The organism is Actinorhabdospora filicis (assembly GCF_030269765.1).
GTDB classification, from domain to species: Bacteria; Actinomycetota; Actinomycetes; order Mycobacteriales; family Micromonosporaceae; genus Actinorhabdospora; species Actinorhabdospora filicis.
This window is the reverse complement of record NZ_BSTX01000001.1, coordinates 2,431,508-2,456,988: the sequence shown is the minus strand read 5'-3', so window position 1 is coordinate 2,456,988 and position 25,481 is coordinate 2,431,508. Positions and strand designations below refer to the sequence as shown.

General features: G+C 73.1%; 10 protein-coding genes. All 10 read right to left on the bottom strand.

All coding sequences use genetic code 11. The features are described 5' to 3' along the window. Positions 1 to 8: 8 nt before the first annotated feature. Positions 9 to 437, bottom strand: coding sequence for a hypothetical protein (locus QSK10_RS11525; RefSeq protein WP_285662637.1), 429 nt, complete (start codon positions 435 to 437; stop codon positions 9 to 11). 62 nt (positions 438 to 499) lie between these two features. After that, complete coding sequence (locus tag QSK10_RS11520) at positions 500 to 1,261, bottom strand: SDR family oxidoreductase (RefSeq protein WP_285662636.1); 762 nt, start codon at positions 1,259 to 1,261, stop codon at positions 500 to 502. Positions 1,262 to 1,364: 103 nt separating this feature from the next. Beyond that, a complete protein-coding gene (locus tag QSK10_RS11515) occupies positions 1,365 to 1,784 on the bottom strand; it encodes a hypothetical protein (RefSeq protein ID WP_285662635.1) in 420 nt (139 codons plus the stop codon). Between the two features lie 22 nt (positions 1,785 to 1,806). Beyond that, positions 1,807 to 2,391, bottom strand: coding sequence for a hypothetical protein (locus tag QSK10_RS11510; RefSeq protein WP_285662634.1), 585 nt, complete (start codon positions 2,389 to 2,391; stop codon positions 1,807 to 1,809). Between the two features lie 27 nt (positions 2,392 to 2,418). Next, complete coding sequence (locus tag QSK10_RS11505) at positions 2,419 to 5,460, bottom strand: AfsR/SARP family transcriptional regulator (protein WP_285662633.1); 3,042 nt, start codon at positions 5,458 to 5,460, stop codon at positions 2,419 to 2,421. Positions 5,461 to 5,652: 192 nt separating this feature from the next. Continuing rightward, positions 5,653 to 11,976, bottom strand: coding sequence for a non-ribosomal peptide synthetase (locus QSK10_RS11500; RefSeq protein ID WP_285662632.1), 6,324 nt, complete (start codon positions 11,974 to 11,976; stop codon positions 5,653 to 5,655). Further along, a complete protein-coding gene (locus QSK10_RS11495) occupies positions 11,973 to 13,460 on the bottom strand; it encodes an amino acid adenylation domain-containing protein (protein WP_285662631.1) in 1,488 nt (495 codons plus the stop codon). The genes QSK10_RS11500 and QSK10_RS11495 overlap by 4 nt, the downstream gene beginning before the upstream one ends. Positions 13,461 to 13,463: 3 nt before the next feature. Then, positions 13,464 to 14,237, bottom strand: coding sequence for a thioesterase II family protein (locus QSK10_RS11490; RefSeq protein WP_285662630.1), 774 nt, complete (start codon positions 14,235 to 14,237; stop codon positions 13,464 to 13,466). A gap of 113 nt (positions 14,238 to 14,350) precedes the next feature. Beyond that, on the bottom strand, positions 14,351 to 15,631 hold the full coding sequence (locus QSK10_RS11485) for an MFS transporter (protein ID WP_285662629.1): 1,281 nt from the start codon (positions 15,629 to 15,631) through the stop codon (positions 14,351 to 14,353). Continuing rightward, entirely contained in the window at positions 15,631 to 25,452 is a 9,822-nt protein-coding gene (locus QSK10_RS11480; protein ID WP_285662628.1) for a non-ribosomal peptide synthetase, read from the bottom strand. The genes QSK10_RS11485 and QSK10_RS11480 overlap by 1 nt, the downstream gene beginning before the upstream one ends. Between the last annotated feature and the right edge of the window lie 29 nt (positions 25,453 to 25,481).

The window sequence follows — 25,481 nt, the reverse complement described above, 5'->3', positions numbered from 1 at the left end:
CAAGGGGGCTACTCGTCGTACTCGTCGGCCTCGGCGATGACCTCGGCGATGTAGGACTTCTCCTCGTCCGGGGTGAGGTTCTCGCGGGACATGATCGCGTAGGTGATCAGGAAGCAGAGGCTCAGGACCTCGTCGGGGTCCATCTCCTCGACCTCGGCGGAGGCTTCGGGGTCGCCGGTGAGGGCGGCGACGAGGAGGAGTTCGGCGTCGGCGGGGTCGATGGCGTCTTCGGCGTCGGGGAAGCGGTGGGGGAGGTCTTCGGTGAAGGCCTTGATGTCCTCGGGGGAGGCGGTGGGGAATTTGCGGCGGGCGGCTTCGGTGAGTGCCGCGGAGATGAGGGAGGTGACGCGTTCGTCGCCGAGGCGTTCGATGACGTCGTCGGAGATCTCTTCGCTGCGGGTGATGGTCTGGTGGAGCAGGTGCTCGTCGTCGTTCATCGCGCCTCCGTCGGTCGGGTTTCCTGCATTGTCGACCGGCGGAGGCGTGGCGCGTGCCCGAACTACATCTTCGGGCCGAGGTACATGCCGCCGGTGGCGTCGATGAGATTGCCGGTGATCCAGCCGGCGTCGGGGGAGGCGAGGAGGGCGACGGTGTCGGCGATGTCCTCGGGGTGGCCGACGCGGTTGAGGGCGGTGGTGCTCTTCATGCCCTCCACGAGCTCGGGGAGCTGGAACATGGGGTGGCCGGTGTCGGTGGGGCCGGGGGCGACGGTGTTGACGGTGATGCCGCGGGAGCCGACGCTCAGGTCGTTGGCGAGGGTGCGGCCGAAGACGTCCAGGGCGCCCTTCGTCATCGCGTAGGCGATCTCGGGCAGGGCGATGCGGACCACGGCGGAGCTGATGTTGATGATGCGGCCGTTGTCGCGCAGGTGCGGGAGGAGACGCTGGACCAGGAAGAAGGGCGCCTTCACGTTCACCGCGAAGATCTTCTCGAAGTACTCGGGAGTGGAGTCGGCCAGGCGGGTGTCGCCGAGGGTCGCGGCGTTGTTGACGATGATGTCCAGCTCGGGCGAGCCCAGCTCGGACACCAGCCCGTCCACGAGGGTGTCGACGTCGCCTTCGACGCCGAGCCGCGCCTGGACGGTGAAGGCGCGGCCGCCCTTCGATTCGATCGCGGCCACCGTTTCCAGGGCGGCGGCCTCGTTGCCGCCGTAGTGGACGGCGACGAGGGCGCCATCGGAGGCCAGGCGCTCGGCGATGGCGCGGCCGATGCCGCGGGAGGCGCCGGTGACGAGGGCGGTCTTGCCGGAGAGCTTCGACATGAGAGGTACTTCCGTTCGGTCGTGTCCTTCTTGACGACCGAAGATTCGCCGGGGGCGCTTACCGCGCCCGTACCGGCGGCTTACCGCGGCGGTGCGAGGGGAGTCAGCCGACCTCGTCGGCCAGCTCCACCACCGTGCGGACGAAGTCCTCGCGCCCGGCGGCGTCCAGGTCCTGGCGGGCCATGAGGTCGTAGGTGAGCAGCCGGGACGCGGCCAGCACCTCGTCGAAGGTCACCGGCTCCAGCAGGCCCTCCTCGCCGAGGCCGCCGCGGATCACCGCCTCCAGGACGGCCGGGCTCAGCTCCTCGCGGGCCGCCGGGAAGCGCTCCAGCAGCTCCTCCACGTACTCGCGGACGCGCCCGGGCGCGACCCCGCGCGTGACGCTGCGGTCGATCGCCTCGGCCATCGCCGCGCTCATCAGCTCGTAGGTGCGCTCGTCGCCGAGGCGTTCGATGACGTCCAGGGGCGCCTTGGCGTCCTCGGTGATGGCGGTCAGCAGGAGGGTGCGCTCGTCTTCGTTCACCAGGTCACTAGATCACGGCCGGTCACTCCTCCTCGGCCAGGCCCGCCGCCAGCGGCGCGAACAGCTCCGCCCAGTTGCCGGGCAGGTGGCGGACGGTCTCGGTCAGGTGGAAGCGGGCCACCAGCCACTCGTCGGGGGAGTCGTCGACGCCCTGCCCGGCGAGCACGGCCAGGCACTCGTCGAGGAATGCGGGGTCCTCGGTGTCGAGTTTGAGCCTGGCCGCGGCCGCGGTGGCCTCGGGGGACGCGGCGAACCAGTCGGCCCAGCCGGTGGCCGCGCCCAGCAGGTACAGCAGGTGGCCGCCCGGGTCGGGCAGCTCCTCGTGCAGGGCGGCGGACGTGAACTCCCGGTGGGCGTCGGCGTCCGTCAGCGCCGAGGACGCCACTGCGGCCTCGACCAGCTCCGCCCAGTAGGACGCGTCGTGCTCGCCGGTCCGCTGCCGCATGTGCGCGGCGGCGAAGGCCGCCATGGCGGCGGCGTCGTCGATCAGCGGCGAGACCACCAGGTCGGCGGAGTAGTCGAAGCCGAAGAAGTAGCGGCGTTCGTCCAGCACCAGCGACTCGATGCCGCCCACATGACCTACAAGGCCGGGGAAGGGCTCGATCATGCCGCCGACCATAGCGGGGACCACCGACTATTCCCCCAGCCGCTTGCGCAGGTCCTCCACCAGCGCGCCCACGGCGGCCGGTTCGAGCTCCCCGGTCAGCGTCAGCGCCTCCCGCCAGGCCATGCGGGCGGCGTCCTCCTCGCCGAGCCCGTCGTAGGCGTCGCCGATGGCCTGGAGGGTCGTGCACCGCCAGGTGGACATGTCCAGCTCGGAGAAGATGCCCAGGGACTGGGTGAGCGCGTCCAGCGCGCGGTCCCACTTGAGGACGTCGAGGTACATCCGCCCCAGCGTCACCCCGATGCGGCCGCTCATCAGCCGGTGCGCGAGGTAGTTCGCGCGCGACTGGGCCTTCAGCAGCGTCTCCTCGGCCTCGTCGACGCGGGACTGGACGGCGAGGGCGCTGCCCAGTCCGTGCATCGCGTAGACCTCGCCGACCTCGTCGCCGTAGGCGCGGACGGCGGTGACCGTCTGGGCGTACAGGGACTCGGCGGCGGCGTGGTCGTGGCGGGCCATGTGCACGTCGGCGAGACGGCACATCGTCTGCGCCCGGACGCGGCGGGAGTCGGTGGCGTCCAGCAGCGACAGGATGTGGGTGAGCAGCTTCTCGGCCTCGTCCCACTGGCCCCGGTCGACGTGGATCTGGGCGAGGGAGTTGAGGACGTGCGTCTCGCCGATGTTGTCGCCGACCGCGCGCAGCCCGTCGAGGGCCTCGTGGCAGCGGGCCTCGGCCGACTCCAGGCGGCCCTGGATGCGGTCCAGGAACGCCAGGTTGCGCAGCACGAGGGCGTGCCCGTGGGTGTCGCCGATCTCGTGGAACAGGGACGCGGCGGCGTTCAGGCGCGGCGCGGCCTCGTCGAAGCGCTGCTCGAAGAGCCGCAGCGTGCCCAGGGAGTGCTGCATCGCGGCCTCGCCGCGCTTGTTGCCCGCGCGCTGGGTCTCGGTGAGGGCGATCTCGTGGGTGGTGCGCCAGTCGTCGAAGTAGCTGCGGGCCTCGAAGAGGGTGACCGCGGTCAGCGCCAGGTCCCAGCACAGCTCGTCCAGGCCGCAGCCGGCGGCCTGCTGGACGGCGGCGATGATGCCGTAGCGCTCCCGCTCGTACCAGTCGATCGGGTCGGTCAGCTCGCGGTCGACGACGTGGCCGGGCAGCGGGAAGCGCTCGGCCGCGCCGTGGATGAGGGTGTGGTCGCCGCCGTACTCGCGGCGGTGGGCCTCCTCGGTGAGGAACAGCCAGGCGCTCAAGGTGCGCGTCAGCGAGCCGATCCGGTCGGCGGGGGTCTCGTCGTGGACGAGGCGCTCGCGCGAGTAGGCGCGGATCAGGTCGTGCAGCTTGAAGCGGATCTGGCGGCCCTGGGCGACCTTCTCCACGTCCACGAACTGCGCGTCGACCAGCTCGTCGAGGACCTCCCCGGCGTCGTCGGGGTCGAGGCCAAGGAGGGGCGCGGCGACCCAGCCGGGGAAGTCGGCGGTCTCCAGCATTCCCAGGCGCCGGAACAGGCGGCGGCCGGTCTCGGAGAGCACCTCGAAGGTCAGTTCCAGGTGCGCGCGGACGCCGAGGCCGCCGTGCACGAGCTCGTCCAGGCGGCGGGTCTCGTTGACCAGCCGCTGCACGAACTGCTCCACCGTCCAGTGTGGACGCGCGGCGAGCCGGGCGGCGGCGATGCGCAGCGCGATCGGCAGGCCGCCGCACAGCGCGATCAGCTCCAGGGACTTCGACAGCTCGGCGTACACGCGCGCCGAGCCGACGATCTTCACGAACAGCTTCATCGCGTGCTCGCTGTCGAGCACGTCGACCTCGACCGTCAGCGCGCCCGGCAGCCCGGCCAGGCGCGAGCGGCCGGTCACCAGGACCGCGCAGGACGGGCTGCCCGGCAGCAGCCAGCGCACCTGCTCCTCGGCGGCCACGTCGTCCAGGATGACCAGGATGCGCCGGTCGGCCACCGACTGCCGGTACAGCTCGGCGCGCTCCTCCAGCCCGGCCGGCACGGAGTTCCCGGGCACGCCGAGGGCCCGCAGGAACCGCTCCAGCGCCTGCTCGGGGGTGACGGGACTGGCCGAGAGCCCGTTGAAGCGGATGAACAGCTGCCCGTCGGGGTACTCCTCGGCCAGCTCGTGTCCCAAGTGGACGGCCAGGGTGGTCTTGCCGACCCCGGCCTTGCCGCTGATGGTGGCGATGCGGACGCCCGGGTTGGCGGTGGGCTCCGAGGGCGGCAGCAGGTGCGCCGAGACCTGCTGCACCAGCTCGACGTTGCCGGTGAAGTCGCTGACCGCGCCCGGCAGCAGGCGCGGGATGACCGCCACCGCCGGGGGCATGGCCGCCGCCGGGGACATCGCGGCCGGTGCCGGGGCGGCGCTCAGCTCGGCCGCGCCGGACAGGATCGCCTTCTCCAGCTGCCGCAGTTCGTCGCCGGGCTCGATGCCCAGCTCGTCGACGAGCAGCGTCCGCCCGACCCGGTAGACCTCCAGGGCCTCGGCCTGCCGTCCGGAGCGGTACAGCGCCAGCATCAGCTTGGCGCGCAGGCGTTCCCGCAGCGGGTGCTCGCCGACCAGTTCCATCAGCTCGCCGACGAGTTCCTGATGCCCGCCGAGGAGGAGCCGCACCTCGGCCCATTCCTCGGTGACCGCCAGGCGCTGTTCCCCGAGGCGCACTTCGACGGCCTGGAGAACGGAACTGCCGCCGGTGGTTATCTCTCCGCGCCACAGTGACAACGCCATCCGGAAATCCTCATCGGCCTCCGGATAGCGGCCCTCGGCGGTTCCTTTGCGGGCGGATCGGACGAGTTCGTCGAAAACCCGCAGATCCAATTCACCTTCCGGCACCTGCGCCAGATACCCGGCCGGGGCGGTGGTGATCATGTCGGGCATGCCCGCTTCGGCGAACAATCGCCGCAGAATGGACACACAGATCTGAATCTGCCCTTTTGCGGTGGCCGGTGGGGACATGCCCCAAACCGCTTCCATGAGGCGGTCCACGGGTACCGGTCGGTTGGCCTCGAAGAGCAGCATCGCCAGGATGATCTGCTGACGCGGGGCCGCGATGGTCACCGGTCCTTGTGGTCCCTCGATGGTCATGGGTCCTAGAACGCGAAAGCGCACGGAAACTCCTCGACACGAGCAAGACACTGACAAAGGCCGCCACCGCGGGCCAGTGGCTCATTCGAGGGTAGCGATTCTTCCGTGTCATTCGCGCGACAAATTGTGACCGTCCGGCGGCACCGTGCGCGCATTGCGCATGACGCCGCCGGACGGCCACTGTGGAGTTTCCTAAGCGGGAACCTCCCCCGCCAGCAGTAGCGCGTCCTCTTCGGACAGTTCGGCCAGCTCGGCGAGGATGAGCTCCTCGACGGCCGCGGCGGCCTCGGCCACCGTCGGCTTCTCGAAGACCAGGCTCAGCGGCAGGTCCAGCCCGAAAGCCTGACGCATCCGGGTGATGATGCGGGTGGCCAGCAGCGAGTGCCCGCCCACGGCGAAGAAGTCGTCGTCGGCGCCGACCTGCGACAGGCCCAGGACCTGCGCCCACAGCCCGGCGATGACCTCCTCGCCGGGCGTGGACGGGGCCCGGTAGGGCCGTTCGCGCACCGACTCCGGGTCCGGTGAGGGCAGCGCCTTGCGGTCCAGCTTCCCGCTGGCCAGCAGGGGCAGCGCGCCGATCAGCGCGATCGAGCCGGGGACGGCGTAGCCGGCCAGGTGCGCCTGCGCGTGCGCCCGCAGGTCGGCGGCGGTGACCGAGGGATCGGACACGACCACGTAGGCCGCCAGCCGCTTGTCGGAGGGCGTGGCCTGCCAGGCGATCACGGCCGCCTCGGCGACACCGGGGTGTGCGCGAAGGACGGTCTCCACCTCGCCGAGCTCGATGCGCACGCCCCGGATCTTGACCTGGTTGTCGCGGCGGTCCATGAAGGTCAGCGACCCGTCCCCGGCCGCGCGGCCCTGGTCGCCGGTGCGGTAGATCCGCTCGCCGGGACGGTAGGGGTGCGGGACGAAGGCGGCGGCGGTCTTGCGCGGATCGCCCAGGTAGCAGCGGGCCAGGCCCACTCCGCCGATGGCCAGTTCGCCGGGGACGCCCACGGGCAGCGGCGCGAAGTCCTGGTCGAGGACGCACACGTCGTTGTTGTCGAAGGCCACGCCGAGGCTGACCACGGCGTCCCCGGCGGCGTCGGCCGGTCCGCACTCGCGCCAGGTGGAGTCGATGGAGACCTCGGTGGCGCCCCAGGTGTTGTCCAGGCTCACCGCCGTCCCGAAGCGCTCCAGGAACCGCGCGACCAGCGCCGGGCGCAGGGCCTCGCCGCTGGAGAGCACGCTGCGCAGCGACTCCAGCCCCGCGGTGCCTCGTTCGTCCAATGTCGACAGGAAGAGGTCGAGCATCGAGGGCACGAAGTTGATGTGCACCGAGCGGTACTTCACCGCCGCGTCCAGGATCGCGGCCGGGTCGCGGTGCTGGCCCGGGGCGAGCATCGCCACGCGCCCGCCGGCCAGCAGCGGCCAGAACAGCTCCACCGCCGAGTCGTCGAAGGTGAGGGTGGTCTTGTGCAGGACCGTCTCGCCGGGCCGCATCCCGTGCCGGTTCTGCATCCACCACATGCGGTTCACCCAGCCGCCGTGCGTGCAGGCCACGCCCTTGGGCTTGCCGGTGGAGCCGGAGGTGAAGTAGACCGCGCACAGGTTGTCGGGATGCACGTCCACCTTCGCGACCGGCGCGGCGAGGACGGCCTCGGCGATGGTGAGCGGTGTGCCGCCCGCCTCCCGCACGGTGTCGGCGAGTTCGGGTTCCACCAGGGCGACGGGGCATCCGGCGCCTTCCAGCAGCGCCCGCACCCGGGCCACGGGCGTGTCGGTCTCGACGGGCACGAACGCGCCGCCCGCCTTGAGGACGCCCAGGACGCCCGCGAGGAGCTCGCCGGACCGGTGGAGCATGACCGCGACGGGCACGTCCGGCCCGACGCCGTGGCCGCGCAGGGCCCCGGCGACGCGGGCGGCCCGGTCGTCGAGTTCGGCGTAGGTGAGGGAGCCGTGGACGTCCACGACCGCCTCGGCTCCGGGCGTCTGCGCCGCCTGCCGCTCGAAGAGCTCGTGGAGGCCGATGGCGGGGAATTCGCTGGGTTCGGGGCCGGTGAGCAGCCGCTCGCGCGCGGCCTCGGCCGGGGTGAGCAGCGCGGCCTCGCCGATGGCGACGGTGGGGCGCGCGGCCAGGTCGGCGAGCAGGACGGCGAGGTGGCGCGCCCATCGGTCCACGGTGGACGCCTCGTAGAGGTCGGCGTCGCCGACCACCAGGCAGCGCAGGCCCTCGGGGGTGCGCTCGAAGTCGACGGCCACGTCGTACTTGGTGGCCGCCAGCGCCACCGGCACCTCCGCCAGGCCCAGGCCGGGGATCGTGAGGTGCGATTCGGGCTGGCTGTTCAGTTTCACCATGACCCCGAACAGCGGCGTGCGGGACAGGTCCCGCTCCGGCGCCAGTTCCTCGACCAGGCGGTCGAAGGGGGTGTCCTGGTGGGCGTAGGCGGCCACGGCCATGTCGCGGGTGCGGTCCAGCAGCGCGCCGAAGGTGGGGTTGCCGGACAGGTCGCCGCGCAGGACGAGCATGTTCACGAAGAGCCCGATGACGCGTTCGGAGTCGGCGTGGGTGCGCTCGGCGGCGGTGGTGCCGATGGTGACGTCGGCGCGCCCGGAGTGGCGGTGGAACAGCACCTGGCAGGCCGACAGCAGCACCATGAACAGCGTGGCCCGGTGCTCGGTGCCCAGGCGCTCCAGGGCGTCGGCGACCGATGGCGGGACGGTGACGGTGGTGCTGTGCGCCAGTCCGCGGCGGCGGGCCGGTCGCGGTTTGTCGGCGGGCGGCTCGAAGGGCGCCAGGCCGTCCAGTGTGGACCGCCAGAACTCCATCCCGGCCGGGTCGACCCGCGATTCCTGCCATACGGCCAGGTCGTGGAAGGCCACCGGCGGCGGCTCGATGGCCGCGCCGGCGTATCCGGCGGCCAGTTCCTCGTAGAACACGTGGTAGGACCAGCCGTCGAAGGACATGTGGTGGAAGGTCAGGCACAGCAGGTGGTCGTCTTCGGCCAGCCGCAGTAGCCGGGCCCGGATCGGCAGGCCGCCGTCCAGGTCGAGACGTTCCCGGGTGTGCTTTTCGGCCAGCTCGGCGATGTCGGCGATGTCGCCGCCGCTCTTGGAAGGGTCATGCTCGTCCAGGATCTCCAGCGCGAAGTCGCCCACCGGGCGCAGCACGCCCATCGGCCGGTCGTCGACGATGCGGACGCTGGTGCGCAGCACGTCGTGCCGCTCGACGATCCCGGTCAGGGCCGCGCGCAGGGCGTCCACGTCCAGCGGACCGGTCAGCCGCAGCGCCAGGGGCATCTCGTACTCGCCGCCGGAGGCGTCGAGCTGGTCGAGGAACCACACCCGCTCCTGGCCGCGCGAGAGCTCGAAGGGCTGAGAGCGGTCGGTGGCGGGCGCGGATTCGATTCCCGGGACGGTTTCGCCGTCTCGGGAGAGGAGCGCGTCGACCTCGGCGGCGAAGTCGGCCAGCACCGGCCGCGCGAACAGCGTCCGCAGCAGCTGCTCGGTGCGCAGGCCGAGCAGGTTGCGCAGCTGGCTGGACGCGCGCGCGGCCACCAGGGAGTGCCCGCCGCTGCCGAAGAAGTCGTCGGTGGCGCCGACGCGCACGCCCAGCAGCTCGCCCCAGACCCCGGCCACGGCGATCTCGGTCGGCGTGGCCGGCGGGACGTGCCCGTCGGCCTCGGCCGAGGGTGCGGGGAGCGCGGCCCGGTCGACCTTGCCGTTGCGGGTCATGGGCAGCGCGTCCAGCCCGACCAGCGCCGAGGGCACCATGTACGGCGGCAGGACCTTCCGCAGCGCGCCCAGCAGCTCGCCCGTGGGCAGCTCCGGGACGTGGTAGCCGACCAGGCGCGGCAGGCCGGGCCGGTCCTCGCGGACGATCACCGCGGCCTGCTCGACGCCGGGCAGGGCCCGCAGCGCCGCCTCGACCTCGCCGAGCTCGATGCGGTGCCCGCGCAGCTTGATCTGCCCGTCGCGGCGGCCCAGGTACTCGATGACGCCGTCGGCGCGGCGGCGCACGAGGTCGCCGGTCCGGTACATCCGCGCGCCCGGCACCCCGCCGAACGGGTCGGGGACGAAGGCCGCGCCGGTCAGCGCGGGCCGCCCGAGGTAGCCGCGCGAGACGCCCGCGCCGCCGATGTACAGCTCGCCGAGACCGCCGATGGGCACCGGGCGCATCGCCGCGTCCAGCACGTACACGGCCGTCTCGGCGATCGGCAGGCCGATCGGGACGGGCTGCGCCGGGTCGTCGGCGGGAGAGAAGGTGCGGACCACGCAGCCGACCACGGTCTCGGTCGGCCCGTACTCGTTGACGATGCGGGCGCCCGGGAAGAGACGCTGCCAGGCGTCGGCGGTCGCGCCGTGGAACTGCTCGCCGCCCACCACGAGGTTGCCCACGGTGGTCAGCGGCTCGCCCTCGAAGCGGGCCGACAGGGCCTCCAGGTGCGCCGGGGTCAGCTTCAGCAGCCCGATCGGGACGCTCGTGTCGCGCAGGACCCGCGCCAGCCCGTCCAGGACGTCGGCGCCGGCCACGATCCGCACCGCCCGGCCGGTCAGCAGCGGCCAGAACAGCGGGGTCACGGTGAAGTCGAAGGTCAGCCGGGAGTGGAAGACGGCGTCGCCGGGGGCGTCGGCGGGGTAGGCGGCCACCATCCACTTGAGATAGTTGGCCAGCCCGGCGTGGGTGATCGCGGCGCCCTTGGGCTTGCCGGTGGAGCCGGAGGTGAAGATGACGTAGGCGATCTCCTCGCCGTCGACGCGCACACCCGGGTCGCTCTCCGGGAAGTCCGCGAAGTCCTCCACCGGAATCGCGTTGCCGACCGGCTCGGGCACACCCGGTCCGATGAGGACCGCGACCGGCTCGACATCGGCGACCAGGTCCGCCAGGCGCGCCACGGGCGCGTCCGGGTCCAGCGGCAGATAGGCCGCGCCGGACTTCAGCACGCCCAGCACCGCCGCGATCTGCTCGGCCGAGCGGCCCGACAGGACACCCACCAGGCGGCCCGGACCGGCGCCCTCGGCGATCAGCCGGTGCGCCAGGCGGCTGGCCCACGCGTCCAGCTCGGCGTAGCTGAGCTCGCGCTCGCCGTCGCGGACCGCGATCGCGTCCGGGAAGGCGGCCACCGTCGCGGCGAACAGATCGGTCACGTGACCGGGTTCGAAGGCCGCGGCGGTGTCGTTCCAGCCGCGCAGCAGCAGCTCCAGCTCGCCCTCGGCGAGCCCTTCGGCGTCCCCGATCGCGGACTCCGGCGCGGCCAGGTAGGCCGCCAGCAGCCGCGCGTACTGGCTCTGGAGGCGCTCGATGGTGGCCGCGTCGAACAGGTCGGTGCGGTACTCCCAGTAGCCCTCGAAACCCTCGGGGCCTTCGAGGAGGGTGACCGAGAGGTCCAGATTGGACGCCGAGGGGAAGATCTGCTCCTGGGACACCCTCAGCCCGGGCAGCGACAGCGGCTCGGCGGGGGTGTTGTGAACCTGGAAGAAGACCTGGGTGAGCGGCTGGCGTCCCGGTTCGCGGACCGGCTTGACCTCGGCGACGACGCGCTCGATGGGCGTCTCGGCGCGCTCCAGGCCGTCCAGTGTGGACTCCTTGACGCGCCCGACGAGGTCGGCGAAGGAGGGATCGCCGGAGGCGTCCACCCGCAGCGGCACGGTGTTCACGAAGAACCCGACCAGGTCCTCCAGCTCCGGGCGCGAGCGCCCGGCCACCGGGGTGCCGATCACCAGGTCGCCCCGGTCGTCGTAGCGGGTCAGCAGGGCGGTGAAGGCCGCCAGGCAGACCATGAAGTCGGAGGCGCCGGAGGCCTGCGCGTAGGCGTGCACGGCCGCGGTCAGGTCCTTCGGTAGCCGCGAGCGCGCGGTCCGTCCCTTGTGGTCGCTGGTGACGGCCGGCGAGCGGTCGAAGGGCAGCACGGTCGCGCCGGGCGCGCCCGCCAGGACCTCGCGCCAGCGCGCGGCGTCGGCGTCGTGGTCGCGCGAGCGCTGCCAGGCGGCGTAGTCGGCGTACTGGACGCGCAGCTCCGGCAGCGCCGCACCGGCGTAGAGGCGCGCGAGTTCGCCGTGCAGCAGCGATTCCGACCAGCCGTCGGTGGCGATGTGGTGCAGCCGCAGCAGCAGGACGTGCTCTCCGGCGTCCCTGCGCAGCAGCGTCCAGCGGACCGGCGGCTCGGCGGCCAGATCGAAGGGCTCGTCCACGGCGGTGGCGATGTATCCGTCGAGGTCGGCGGGTGCGTCGAGGACGGTCAGCGGCACCGGATCGGGCAGGATCACCTGGTCACCGGCGGTGTGCAGGGTCCGCAAGATCGCGTGCCGCCGCCCGAGTGCGGACACCGCGCGCGACAGGGCGTCCACGTCGAGGGCGCCGGAGATCCGGTACGCGTAGGACATGTTGCCCACCGGCGAGCCCGCCGCCATCTGGTTCAGCAGGCGCATCCGCTCCTGCCCGAAGGACAGTGGCGCCGGATCGCCGGGCGCGCGCGTGGGGAATGCCTCGGTGCGGGCGGAGATGCGGGCGCGCAGGCCCGCCAGTGTGCTCGTCATCGTCGTGCCTCCCCCGCCAGAGCCCGGCGGTCGACCTTCCCGTTGTCGGTGAGCGGAAGCGCCTCGTGCGTCTCGAAGCGCATCGAGCGCATGTGCGCGGGCAGGCGCTCGGCGACGTGCGCGCGCAGCGCGCCGATCGCCAGGTCCAGCCCGGGTTCGGCGGTGAGGTGCGCGACGAGGATGCCGACGCCGAAGTGATCGGTCTCGATGGTGCACACGCAGCGGCGGACGGCGGCGAAGTCGGCGATGACCGCCTCCACCTCACCCAGCTCGATGCGGTGGCCGTTCAGTTTGATCTGCCGGTCGCGGCGGCCCACGTAGTGGTAGCGGCCGTTGTCGCGCACACCCCAGTCGCCCGAACGGTAGTAGCGCCTGCCGTCCTCGGTGACGAAGCGCTCGGCGGTCAGCTCCGGGCGGTTCAGGTAGCCGTGGCTGACGCCGAGGCCGGAGACCCAGAACTCGCCGGGCTCGCCGTCGGGGACCGGGCGGCCGTCCTCGCCGCGCAGGGAGAAGCCCAGGCTGGGCAGCGGATCGCCGATCGGCGTGGTCGCCTCGGGCCCGCCGGTGAAGGTGCCGCGCTCGATGACGCAGTGGCTGACGTGCACGGTGGTCTCGGTGATCCCGTACATGTTGACCGGGACGCAGTTCGGCGCGGTTCCGGCGTCCAGCCAGGCGAGCACGTCGGCGGGGTTGACCGCCTCGCCGCCGAAGATCACGTACCGCAGGTCCGGGAGGGTGATCTCGGTGAGCGCGCAGGCGATGGCGAGGTTCCCGAAGGCCGAGGGCACCTGGTTGAGGACGGTGACGCCCTCGGCGCGCAGCAGCTCGGCGAAGTCGACCGGGTCGAGCCGGTGCGCCGGGTGCACCACGACACCGCGCCCGCCGTAGAGCAGCGGTCCCCAGATCTCCCAGACGGAGAAGTCGAAGCTGGTGGAGTGGAACAGTGTCCACACGTCGGTCTCGGTGAAGGCGAACAGCGGATCGGTGGCGTCCATGAGGGACAGCACGTGCCCGTGGCCGACCACGCAGCCCTTCGGATCGCCGGTGGAGCCGGAGGTGTAGATGACGTAGGCGGTGTCGGCCGGGACGTCGTGCGGCTCGGCGGCGGCCCGGCGCAGCAGCTTCAGCCCGCCCGCCTCGGCCAGGAGCTCGCCGTCCTCGACGCGGTCGGTGACCACCAGCGAGACGCGGGAGTCGTCGAGGATGTAGCGGCGGCGCTGCTCGGGATAGTCCGGGTCGACCGGGACGTATCCCGCGCCCGCCTTGAGGATCGCCAGCATCCCGGCCGGGCCGGCGACCCCGCGCCCGGTGCTGAGCGCGACGAGGCGCTCTCCCGGTCGCAGGGCCGCGGCGATCTCGGCGGCGAGGGCGTCACTGGCGGCGTCCAGCTCGGCGTAGCTGATCTGCGCGTCCACATCGGACAGCGCTATGCGCTCCGGGAACCGGGCTGCGGTCTGGCGGAAGCGCTCGTGCAGGCTTTCCACGGTCTACCACCCGCCCGCGATGGACAGGTCCGCCTCGATGGCCGCGGCCAGCACACCGGGCTCATCGAAGCCGAAGAAGTGCTCGCCGGTGAAGGTCCGAAAACGCGCGGCGGCCGAGGTCCGCACCCGCCAGCCCGCCAGTTGCGGGCGGTTCACGGTGGGATCGGCGTGCCCGGAATAGACGAAGATGGGCCGGTCGATCATCGCCGAGGCGGCGTGGTCGTGCCGCTCCCAGGTGCCCAGGTCGGTGCGCAGGGTGCCCAGGGCCATGCCGAGCAGCTCCTCGTCGGCCAGCATCTCCTCCGGGATCGCCTGCCACTTCTGGACCTGCGCCAGCAGCTCGGCGTCGCTGGCCTCGCCCAGCCGCACCGAGGAGCGGGTGTGCGGGGCGGGTGAGGCGACCGCGAACAGGGCCAGCGGCGCCGGTGCCCCGGCGGCGGCCAGGGAGCGGACCAGCTCGAAGGCGTAGGACGCGCCCAGGCTGTAGCCGAGGATCGCGTACGGGCCGTCCACGTGCTCCAGCGCGGCGACCGTCAGGTCGGCGATGAGCTCGGCGGCATTGGTGTAGGCGGGGTCGTCGAAACGGTTCTCGCGCCCGGGAAACTGGGCCGGCAGTGCGGCGATGGACGGGGCGAGGAGGCGGGCCAGAGGCAAGAAGCGGCTGGCCCCGCCCCCGGCGAAGGGGAGGCAGAGGAGGGTGGCCTTCTCCCCGGCGGTCCGCGCCGGGAAGGGGAACCAGTCCTCGCTGCGGGTCTCGCGTACCAACTGAACGCTCATGGTGACAGGAAAGGCGCGGCGGCTGTCGCGGCTCTGTCACCGCGCTATCGGCCCGTCACCACGCGAAAGACGCCGCCTCGCGGGGGCGAGGCGGCGTCCACAAGGGAGGGAGGCTAGGCCGGTTCGGGCGCGGCCTCCATCGTCTCGGTGCCCTCCTTCTCCGCCGGCTTCTCGGCCGGGTGGATCTCGTGGTCGGCGAGGGATCCGGGCGGGATGGGCGCGTTGCGGCCGAGCAGCGCGATGAGCGCGCCGAGGACGCTGACGCCCAGGGCCACCGCGTACATGGCCTTGTAGTGGACCAGCTGGATCAGCAGCGAACCCAGGCCCGTGGACGCCGTCAGCGCGCCGGTGTAGGCGATGTCGGCGGCCGAGTAGACCCGGCCCTGGAGGTTGGACGGGGTGTACCGCTGGAGCACGGTGACCGCCCCGACGCTGGCCATCGGCAGCGTCAGCCCGGCCACGAAGGACGCGGCCAGCACCACCGGGATCAGCGGCGTGATGGTGGCGAAGATGGCCGCCCCGAACCCGGCGAGGCCGATCGTCACCATCCACACCTCGCCCAGGCGCTTGGCGAACATGCCGATCAGGAAGCCGATCACGATCGATCCGGCGCCCTGCACCATGCCCATGACGCCGACGAACGCGCTGGGCTGCCCCAGTCCCTCGGTGGCCACGGCGAACATGCCGGCCTCGGTGAAGCCGAAGACCAGGGCGGCGATGGTCGCCCCGCCCATGACGGCCAACAGGATCCGGTGCGCGAAGAGGTACTTGAACCCGGCCAGGGCCGCGGTGGTCACCTTCTCGCCCTTCTCGGGCGGCACCGGCTTGGGCTCGTTCACCTTCATCAGCAGGAACAGCAGGGGCGCGACCAGGAAGGTGGCCATGTCCAGGATGACCACCGCCTCGATGCCCATCCACGTGTACAGGCCCGCGCCCAGCAGCGGGACGATGATCCGCATCGACTCCTGGAGGGAGCGCAGGATCCCGTTCGCCCCGGCCAGCAGGTCATCGGGGACGATCGTGGTCAGCAGCGCGCTCTGCGCGGAGTTCACGATCCGGTTGATCACCCCGTAGCCGAACATGATGGCCAGGACCGCCCACAGGGCGTCCTTGGCGTCCACCAGCAGCAATGGCGCGATCAGCACAATGCCGACCAGGTTGGACCAGATCAGCAGCGGCAGCCGCTTGACGCGGTCCACGACCAGACCGACCAGTGGCCCGGCGATCACGCTCAGCCCGAACGCGAACATCGCCAGACCCGCCTTGGCGGCGCTGCCGGTGACGGCGTTGACCCAGATCGCCACCGCCAGCCACAACGCCGACGAGCCCACCCCGGACAGCGTCTGCCCCACTATGTAGAAACGCAGGTTTCGGTTCGCCAGTAAAGCTCGCATTACATCCTCCCTGTGTGGGCTTCGTCACCCACGATGTATGTGACGACGGTATCGGAGATCTCGTCGAGCGCGAGCCGTCCGGCGTCCGCATTGGACAGAATGACCAAGCCGCTCCCGCGCACGGGATCGGCGAGTGTGAGGCAGCGGTGCCCGGGGACGTCGCCGACGCCCAGGAGCAGTCCGCCGGTGCCGGTCCCGGCCGGGTCCAGGAAGATCGCGGCCGACTCCCGGGAGAGGAAGGCCGAACCGGATCCGGTGTGTCCACGGTGGACCTCGGTGAGCATCCGCGCCATGTCGGCGGCGGTGCTCCACAGCCCGGCGGCGGCCAGTTCGGCGAAGTGCCGGACCGGCAGGGCGGTCCCGTGCTCGTCGTGTCCGATCGCCTCGCCCGGCTGGTAGCCGGATCCGCTCATCCCCAGCGGATCGAGGACGAGCTCGCGGGCCAGCCGCGCGTACGGCGTCCCGGTGACCTCTTCCAGCAGCAGCTGGAGCACGGTGTAGTGGCTGCCGGAGTAGCGGAACCGCGTCCCCGGCCTGTCCTCGGCGCGCACGGCCGGGGTCGCGCCCCGGCCCTCCAGCACGTCGAGCAGCGAGGGCAGCGGCTCACCGGGGAGGTACCCGTCGTAGCCGGTGACGGTCAGCCCGGCGGTGTGCGCCATGAGCTGCCGGACGGTGACCGGCGCGCCCACGCGCCACCCGCTCAGGTGGCGGTCGGCCTCGTCGTCGAGCCGCAGCGTCCCGTCCTGCGCCAGCCGCAGCAGCGCCAGGGCCGCCACGTACTTGCTGCCCGAGCCGACCGGGAACGCGGTCTCCGGCCGGACCGGGACGCCCTCGGCGGCCAGCCCCGCCGCCCAGGTCCCGGCGAGCTCGCCGTCCCGCAGGACGGCCGCGGCCACGCCCGGCACGCCGTGCCGGTCCATCGGGACCGACACCACCGGCGAGCCCTCGTAGGCCAGGTCGCCGGGCAGGGCCGCGCGGCGGGTCGTGCCCGCCAGCGCGGTCAGCCGCTCGATCACGGCCGCGGCCAGCTTCGCGACGGTGGCGGCGGTGTGCCGCTGGCGCGAGTACTTCCAGATCACGTAGAGCCGGTCGTCTTCGATGCCGGCGTCGACCTCCAGGAGGTACTGCCGCACGCCCTCCGGCGCCCGGGTCACCCCGACGGGCCCGTCGACCGGGGTGAACCGGCCCTTGGCGCCGCCGGAGCCGCGCTGCCCGTGGTAGTTGACGATGATCTCGCCGCCGTCGAATCCGTCGACGGCCAGGCCGTGCCCGATGCCGGTGATCTCGCGCAGCTTCGCGCGGACCACGGCGGCGGCGTCGGCCAGGTCGCCGGGCACGCGCAGCTCGATCGGCCGTACGGCGGTGAACCAGCCGATGGTGCGGCTGAGGTCCACGTCGTCGAAGAGGTCCTCGCGGCCGTGGCCTTCGAGGTCGAGACGGACATCATCGCGGCCGGTCCAGTCGCGGACGGCCGAGGCCAGCGCGGTCACCAGGGCCTCGTTCATGCGGGACTTGAGGGCCGCGGTGGCCGTGGCGTCCAGGAACGCCACGTGCTGCTCGGTGGAGCCCTCGGTGTTGGGGCCGGACGCCAGGTCCAGCGGCAGGGGCGCGTCCGGGACGGGCCGGGTGCGCCAGTAGCGGGCCTCGGCGGCGAACTCCGGCCCCCGGGCGTACTCGGCCAGCCGGGACGCCCACCGGCGGAACGAGGTGGTCGGCTCGGGCAGGGCACGCCCGTCGTGGGCGGCCTCCAGGTCCTCCAGCAGCGGTCCCCACGACACGATGTCGACGGCGATGTGGTGCACGGCCAGCAGCAGCCGGTTGGTTTCGGGGAACAGCACGCCGCGCAGGATCGGTCCGTCCACCAGGGACAGTGACGCGTTCGCCTCGGTGGCCAGCGCCTCGGGGTCCTCGCCGGGCGCGGCGACCCGGATCAGCCGCGCGGTCTCGGTCTCGGCGACGTGCTCGCCCTCGGCGGTCAGCCGCAGCCGCAGCGCGTCGTGGTGGGCCACGACGGCGTGCAGCGCGCGCTCCAGCCGCTCCGGATCGGTCTCGCCGTCGATCGACAGGAGGCTCGCCTGGTTGTAGTGGTCGTGCGGGACGTCGAGGCGGGCGAACCAGCGGTGCACCGGCGTGGGCTCTACCGGCCCGTGGCCCGGTTCGTCCACTTCGGACGCCGTGACGCGGGCGACCGCGGCCAGGCCCTCGATCGTGGGGTGGTCGAGGACGTCGGCGACGGTGACGGCCGCGCCCGCCCGGGTGGCCCGGGCGGCGATGAGCAGCGCGTCGGCGGTGAGGTCCAGCCCGGCGCAGACGCCGGTGAGGATGCGCACCGCCTCCGGGCGCGCCGGGCCGGTGGCGGTCCGGGGCGCGCGGACGGGCGTCTCGGCGAGGGTGAGAACGCCGGGCGTCCCGAAGCCCTCGCGCAGGATCGCCTCGGCTTCCTCGCGGTCGAGCAGGACGCCGGAGAACTGCCACACGAGCAGGTTCCGGTCCCCGGTGTCGATCACGTCGACGCGCTGCGGGGAGCGCGCCGGGTCGAGGCCGCGTGTGCGTTCCACGGCCAGCCAGGTCGCCAGCCGCGCCTCGGGGATGAGGGCCGCGCCGGGCGCGGCGGGGGCGGCGTGCAGGTGCCGGACCGGGCCGTCCTCGGCGTCCCACTCGATCGTGGAGCGCAGGACGTCGTGCCGATCGGCCAGCCGCCGCCACACCTCGGCGGCGTTGCCGCCGACCTCGGCCACGGCCTGCCAGTGGTGCGCGCCGGGCGAGGCGAGCGCCTCGGCCAGTGCCGCCCACCGCTCGCGCGGCAGCGGGACGCTGTCCACGACGGCGTCGCGGGCGGCCTCGGGCCGGGTGGCCACGACGCCGAGCCCGGCGACGGTCCGGTGGGTCAGGATGTGCTTGGTGGTGATGCCGTACCCGGCCTTGCGGGCCGCGCCGACCACCTGGATCGCCAGGATCGAGTCGCCGCCCAGCTCGTAGAAGTCGTCGGCGGCGCCGACGCGTTCCACACCCAGGATCTGGGCCCAGATCGCGGCCAGGGCCTCCTCCACCGGGCCGCGCGGCTCGACGTGGCCGACGGCCTCGTCGTCGGCGGCGACCTCGGCGGCGGAGGAACCGGCGGGCAGGACGCGCGCCGCCCGCGCCGGGCTCGCGCCCGGGTCGGCGGCGAGTGACGCCAGCAGCGCCAGGAAGCCCTCGGTGATCGCGGTGGCCTCGTCGCGGGTGAAGCGGGCGCGCTCGTAGTTGAGCTGGAGGTTCAGCTCACCGTCCCACAGGGCGTCCAGGACGACCGGGTAGTCGGTGGCGACGGCCTCCTCGCCGGTGCGCGCGCTGAAGCCCCCGGGCAGACCGCCCTCGCCCTCGCGGACGGCCTGGTAGACCAGGATGCTCTCGAACAGCCGCCGCCCGGCCGGGACGGAGGTGGCGCGCTGGATGTCCACCAGGGAGCAGTGCTCGTACTCACGCAGCTCGCCCAGCTCGCGGTGGGTGGCCAGCAGCCACTCGCCGACGGTGGTGTCATCGGGCGCGGCCATGCGCACCGGGAGGGTGTTCATCAGCATCCCGACCATCTGGTCGGCGCCGGTCACGGGGGCCGAGCGGCCGGTGACGGCGGTGCCGAAGACGACGTCCTCGCGGCCGGTGCGGCGGGCCAGGTACAGGCCCCACGCGGCGTGCAGGACGGCGCCCACGGTGACGCGGTGGCCGCGCGCCAGGGCGTCGATGGCGGCGCTGAGTTCGGGCGCGGCGGTGTTCTGGACGGCGGCGAAGCCCTCGCCCTCGCCGGTGCCCGCGGGCAGCGGGGTGGGCCGGGTGAAGCCGGACAGGGCCGCGCGCCAGTGCGCGTCCTCGCCTCCCCGGTCGTGCCCGCCCATCCAGGACAGGTACTCCTCGTAGGGCGCCGGGGTCACCACCGGCGGCTCACCGCCGGCCGCGCGGGCCAGGTAGTCGGCCAGCACCTCGTCGCAGACCCGCCCGGCGCTGAAGCCGTCGAGGGCGATGTGGTGCGAGCGCCACACGAACGACCAGGTGTCCGGGCTTTTGCGGACGACGGTGACGCGGGTCGGCGGGGCCAGCGAGAGGTCCACCGGCCCGGCCTGCTCGGCGGCGGCGAGGGCGGCCAGGCGCTCTGCGGCCTCCCCGGCGGGCACGTCCGACCAGTCCAGGACGCGCAGGTCCACCGCGGTGCCGTGCAGGATCGCCTGCACCGGGTGCGCCAGGTCCTCCCAGGCGAAGACGGTCCGCAGCGCCGGATGCCGGTCGGTGGCGGCCTGCCACGCGGCCCGGAACGCCTCGGCGTCCAGGGGAGCGGCCACGTCGTAGGCGAAGACCTGGACGTAGTCGTTGCCGCCCTCGCCGCCCAGGGCGTGGAACAGCATGCCCGTCTGGAGCGGGGTCAGCTTGTACACCGACTCCGCGCCGGGGTGGCGGCCGCCGAGCACGGCGAGGTCCAGGCCACCACTGTGGACGGTGGCGGGCGCGGCGGTCTCGGCCGCCTTCGCCGCCAGGGCCGCGATCGTGGGCGTGCGCGCCAGGTCGCGCGGCCGCAGGGTCATGCCCAGGTCGCGGGCGCGGGCGATGACCTGCATGGCCAGGATCGAGTCGCCGCCCAGGACCACGAAGTCGTCGTGGACCCCAATGGTGGAGTCGATGCCGAGCACCTCGCGCCACACCTCGGCCAGCGCGCGCTCGGTCTCGGTGCGCGGGGCCACGTGCGCGACCTGCGGGACGGCCACGGGAGCGGCGGCGACCGCTCGCGGCCGGGCCACCGTGGTCGGGGCCAGATCCTTGAGGGACGCGGTCGGCAGCGCCTCGACCAGCGCGAGGTAGGCGTCCAGCATGCGCCGGGCGTCGGCGGCGGTCACCCGCTCGGTGTCGTAGTTCAGGCGCAGCATCAGCACGTCGTGCAGGCCGGCGCCCAGGACCAGCGGATAGCCGCTCTGGCCGTAGGAGTAGGCCAGATCCACGCGCAGCCCGCCGATCTCGCCGTCGTCGGGGACCGGGAAGTTCTCGTAGACGAAGATGCTGTCGAAGACGCCGCTGCCCAGCGGGATCCCCGCCGCCCGGCGCACCTCGCCCAGCGGCACCTGCTCGTGGTCGCGCAGCTCGCCCAGCGAGGTGTGCACGTCCCGCAGCCACTCGGCGACGGGCGTGTCGGTGACGGTCACCCGGAAGGGGACGGTGTTCATCAGCAGCCCGACCATGCCGTCGATGCCCGGGACGCCCGAGGCGCGCCCGGCGGTGGTGCTGCCGAACACCACGTCGGCCCGCCCGGAGTCCTTCGCCAGCAGCAGGCCCCACGCGGCGTGCAGGACCGCGCCGACGGTGACCCGGCTGTCGCGGGCGAAGGACGTCAGGCGCTCGCTGGCCTCGCGGCTCAGCTCGGCGTCGATGACGCCCGTCGCGCCGCCCTCCTCCTGCTCGGGACCCACGACCGGGATGGGCGTGGGCAGGTCCGCGCCGCCGAGGGTCTGGCGCCAGTAGGCGGCGTCGGCCTCGGGATCGCGCGCGGCCAGCCGGGTCACGAAGGCCCGGAACGGCGCGGGGGCGTCCCGCACCGGGACGGGATCGCCGGTCACGGCCGCGCGGTAGTCGGCCAGGACCTCGTTCAGCACGATGCCCAGGCTCCAGCCGTCCAGCACGATGTGGTGGAAGCGCCAGGCCAGCAGGTGCCGGTCCTCGCCGAGCCGGGCCAGGGTGAACTCCACCGGCGGCGGGCCGTCGAGCGGCAGCGGACGGCGGCGGGAGGCGTCCAGCATCGCGGGCACGTCCGCGCCGGTCCAGTCCGCCTCGATCCACTGTGGAGCCGCCTCGGCGCGCACCAGCTGCACCGGGTAGGGCAGCTCGCGCCACGCGAAGGACGTGCGCAGCGACGCGTGCCGCGCCACCGCCGCGTCCCACGCCGCCCGCAGCGCGACGGCGTCGAGCGGGCCGTCCAGGGAGTAGGCGAACTGCTCGATGTAGTCGTGCCGGTCGGGCTGCGCGGCCGTCTGGTAGAGCATCCCCGTCTGCAGCGGGCCCAGCCGGTAGACGTCGGCGACACCGGTCAGGTCCACGCCGTCCAGACGCGGTAGCTCACCGGTGAGATCGGCCAGCACCGAGGCGAAGCACTCGGCCAGCTTCTCGATGGTGGACGCGTCGTGGCAGCCGCCGCCGTAGGTCCAGGTGATGCGGAAGCCTCCATCGTGGGCCTCGGGGGAGACGTCGAGGAGGTGCTTCCGCGCCTCCTCACGGGTCCCGGTCGGAGTCGGTCCGAAGTGGACCTGCGCGTCGGCGGCCCGGGGGCCCTTGGCCTGCGCGGCGATCGCGCCGATCAGCGCGGCCGGTCCCTGGCCCTGCGGGCGCAGCACCACCGGCTTACCGGCCACCTCCACGGCCAGGGCGACCCCGCCCCACAGGTCGAGCCCTGCCCGCGCGAGCGCGGCCAGCAGGACCTCGTCCACGCTCACCCCGAGGGCCTCTGCCAGGCCGCGGGTGGCGGTGGCGCGGGCCGAGCCGATCGCCGAGACGTGCGAGACGGCGTCGGCGAAGAGGTTGGCGTCCGGCGGCAGATCCGTCGGGATCGGCGGCGCGGGCGGCAGATCATCGGCCACCACCGGAACCGTGGCGGCCAGATCGCCGATCGTCTGGTGCCGGAACAGCGCCGCCGGGGAGATCGCCAGGCCCGCCTCGCGCGCCAGGCCCACGACCTTGATCGCCAGGATCGAGTCGCCGCCCAGCTCGAAGAAGTTGTCGCCACTGCCCACATTGGGCACACCCAGGACCTTCGCCCAGATCTCGGCCAGGGCCTTCTCCTGCGGGGTGGCGGGTTTGACGGCCTCGCGGCGGACCGCGCCCGGCGCGGGCAGCGCCGTCCGGTCCACCTTGCCCGCCGAGGTGAGCGGCATCGCGTCCAGCACCACGAAGACCTGCGGGACCATGTACTCCGGCAGCGCCTCGGCCATGAACGCCTTCAGGTCCGATGTGGACGGCGCCTCGCCGTCGCACACCACGTAACCCGCCAGGCGCTTGTGCCCGCCGTGCCCGGTGATGACCGCCGCGACGGCCTCGGTGACCGCCGGGTGCAGGCCCAGCCGGGCCTCGACCTCGCCGAGCTCGATGCGGTAGCCGCGCACCTTCACCTGGAAGTCGGTGCGGCCCAGGAACTCGAAGTCCCCGTCGGCGCGGTAGCGGGCCAGGTCACCGGTGCGGTACAGGCGATCGCCCGGCGCGCCGTAGGGGTCCGGCACGAACTTCGCCGCGGTCAGCTCCGGGCGGTTCAGGTAACCGCGCGCCACACCGTCCCCGCCGATGTACAGCTCACCGACCACGCCCACCGGCGCGGGATTGAGCCCGGCGTCCAGCACGTACATCCGCAGGTTCCCGATCGGCTTGCCGATCGACACCGAGATCGACGGATCGAAGTCCTCGGGGACCTCGTAGATCGAGCAGCCCACGACCGTCTCGGTCGGGCCGTACTCGTTGATCACGCGCGCGCCCGGCGCGATCGCCCGCCAGCCCATGACCGTCTCGGCGCGGACCTCGTCGGCGCCGACCACGAAGGTCCGCACCGAACGCACCTGCCCCGGCTCCAGCATCCCGCGCATCACGTCCAGGTGCCCCGGGGTGATCTTCAGCAGCGAGAAGTCGCCCGGCTCCGACAGCCGCGCCGCCAGGCTCTCCAGGCTCTTGTCGGTCGGCAGCAGCGTCGTGCACTTGCCGCCGATGAACGGCAGCCAGAAGTTCGGCACCGACAGGTCGAAGGCGATCGAGCCCAGCATCGGGGCACCGCGCTCGCCCGCCAGCCCGTAGCCGTCGATGGCCCACCACAGGTAGTTCACCACGCCCCGGTGCGGGACCAGGACGCCCTTGGGACGCCCGGTGGAGCCGGAGGTGTAGATCGTGTAGAGCAGATTGTCCGAAGTGGACCACGGCTCGGGGTCGTGATCGGGGTACGCCTCGATGGCCGCGCGTTCGGTGTCCACCGCCAGGATCTCGCCGTCGAAGGCGGGGATCGAACCGCGCAGGGCCTCGGTGGTCACCACGACCGGCGCGGCGGTGTCGGTCAGGATCCACTCCAGCCGCGAGGCCGGGAGCGAGGCGTCCAGCGGAACGTAGGCCGCGCCCGCCTTGAGCACGCCCAGCAGGATCACGAACATCTCCACCGAGTGCTCGGCGCACACCCCGACCAGCGTCTCGCGGCCGACGCCGTGCTCGCGCAGGTAGTGCGCGAGGCGGTTGGACATCGCGTTGAGTTCGCCGTAGCTGACGGGCGTGCCGTCCAGCCGCCAGATCGCCGGGAGCTCCGGCTTCTCATTGGCCCACGTGGTGAACAGACCGTGGACGGTGTCCTCGGTCGGGTAGTCCATGCCGGTGGCGTTCCACTCGACGAGGGCGGCGTGGCGCTCGCCGTCGGTGAGCATGTCGGCGTCGGCGACCCGGGTCCCGGCGCTCGCGGTGGCCGCGTCCACCACATTGGACAGGTGCGCCAGCAGCCGGGTGGCGAAGGCCGGCGCGTACAGGTCCTCGGCGTAGGTCAGTTCGAGGGTGACGCCGGAGGGCTGGTTGACCGCGATCAGCGTCAGGTCCACTTTGGCCAGACCGGCGTCGAACCACACGGCCTCCACGTCGAGCCCGGCGAAGTCCCATTCGTGCTCGCTGACCTCGACGCACTGGAACAGCGCCTGGAACAGCGGGTTGCGGCCGGGCTCGCGCGGCAGGCGCAGGCCGGTGACGACCTGGTCGACGGTGGCGTCCTGGTGGTCGAGGGCGCCCACGACCGAGCGGCCGGTGCGCTCCAGGACGTCGGCGAAGGAGGGCGAACCGGTGAAGTCGAGCGGGATCGCCACCGTGGAGGCGAACATGCCCATCATGTTCTCCACCTCCGGGCGGCCCCGGCCCGACAGCAGCGAGCCGACGGCGAAGCGCGCCTGGCCGGAGTACTTGTGCAGCACCGAGCCGAACAGCGCCAGCAGCGCGCTGAACAGCGTCGTCCCGTGCGCCTGCGCCAGGGCCCGCAGGCCCGCGCTGGCCTCCGGCGACAGCGTCAGCCGCTCGATGCCGCCCCGGTAGGTGGGGACGTCGGGGCGGATGCGGTCGGTGGGCAGCTCCAGCACCGGCGGGACACCGGTGAGCGCCTGCGTCCACCACTCGGCGTGTTCGGCGCGGGTGGCGGCCTGCGCGGGCTCGGCGAGCCAGGCGGCGTAGTCGGCGTACTGGACCGGGAGCGCGGGCAGGCCGTGCGCGCGACCGTCCCTTTCCGCCGCGTACAAGGCGGCCAGCTCCCGGGCCAGCAGGCCGCAGGACCACTCGTCGGTGAGCAGGTGGTGCATCCGCAGGAAGAGCAGGTGCTCGTCGGCGCCGGTTTCGGTGAGGCGCGCGGTGAACAGCGGGCCGCGGGCCAGGTCGAAGGACTCGGCGGCGGCCTTCTCGGCCTCGGCGAGCGCGGCGGCCCGCCGTTCGGCCGGGGTGGAGCCGGGCGCGGCGGCGACGGTCAACACGGCCGCGCCCGGCGTCTCGACCACCTGCACGGCGTCGTCGCCGTCCGGGCGGTAGGTGGTGCGCAGGACCTCGTGCCGTTCGACGAGGCCGGCGACCGCGCGCGCGAACGCGTCCCGGTCCAGGGCGCCGCGCAGCCACATGACCCGGTACACGCCCGACACGCTGGTGTCGGCGCGCAGCTGGTCGGCCAGCCAGACGCCCCGCTGCGCGGGCGACAGCGGGGCGGGGCCGTCGCCGGTACGGCGCCGGACACCCGTGACGGGCGCGCCGGACAGTCCGCGCAGGCGGCGTTCGAGGAGGACGCGCTTGGCGTCACTGAGTCGGGAGGCGTTCTCGGCGGTCATGTCGGCGTCCTCGCAGCGGTCGGTGGGCT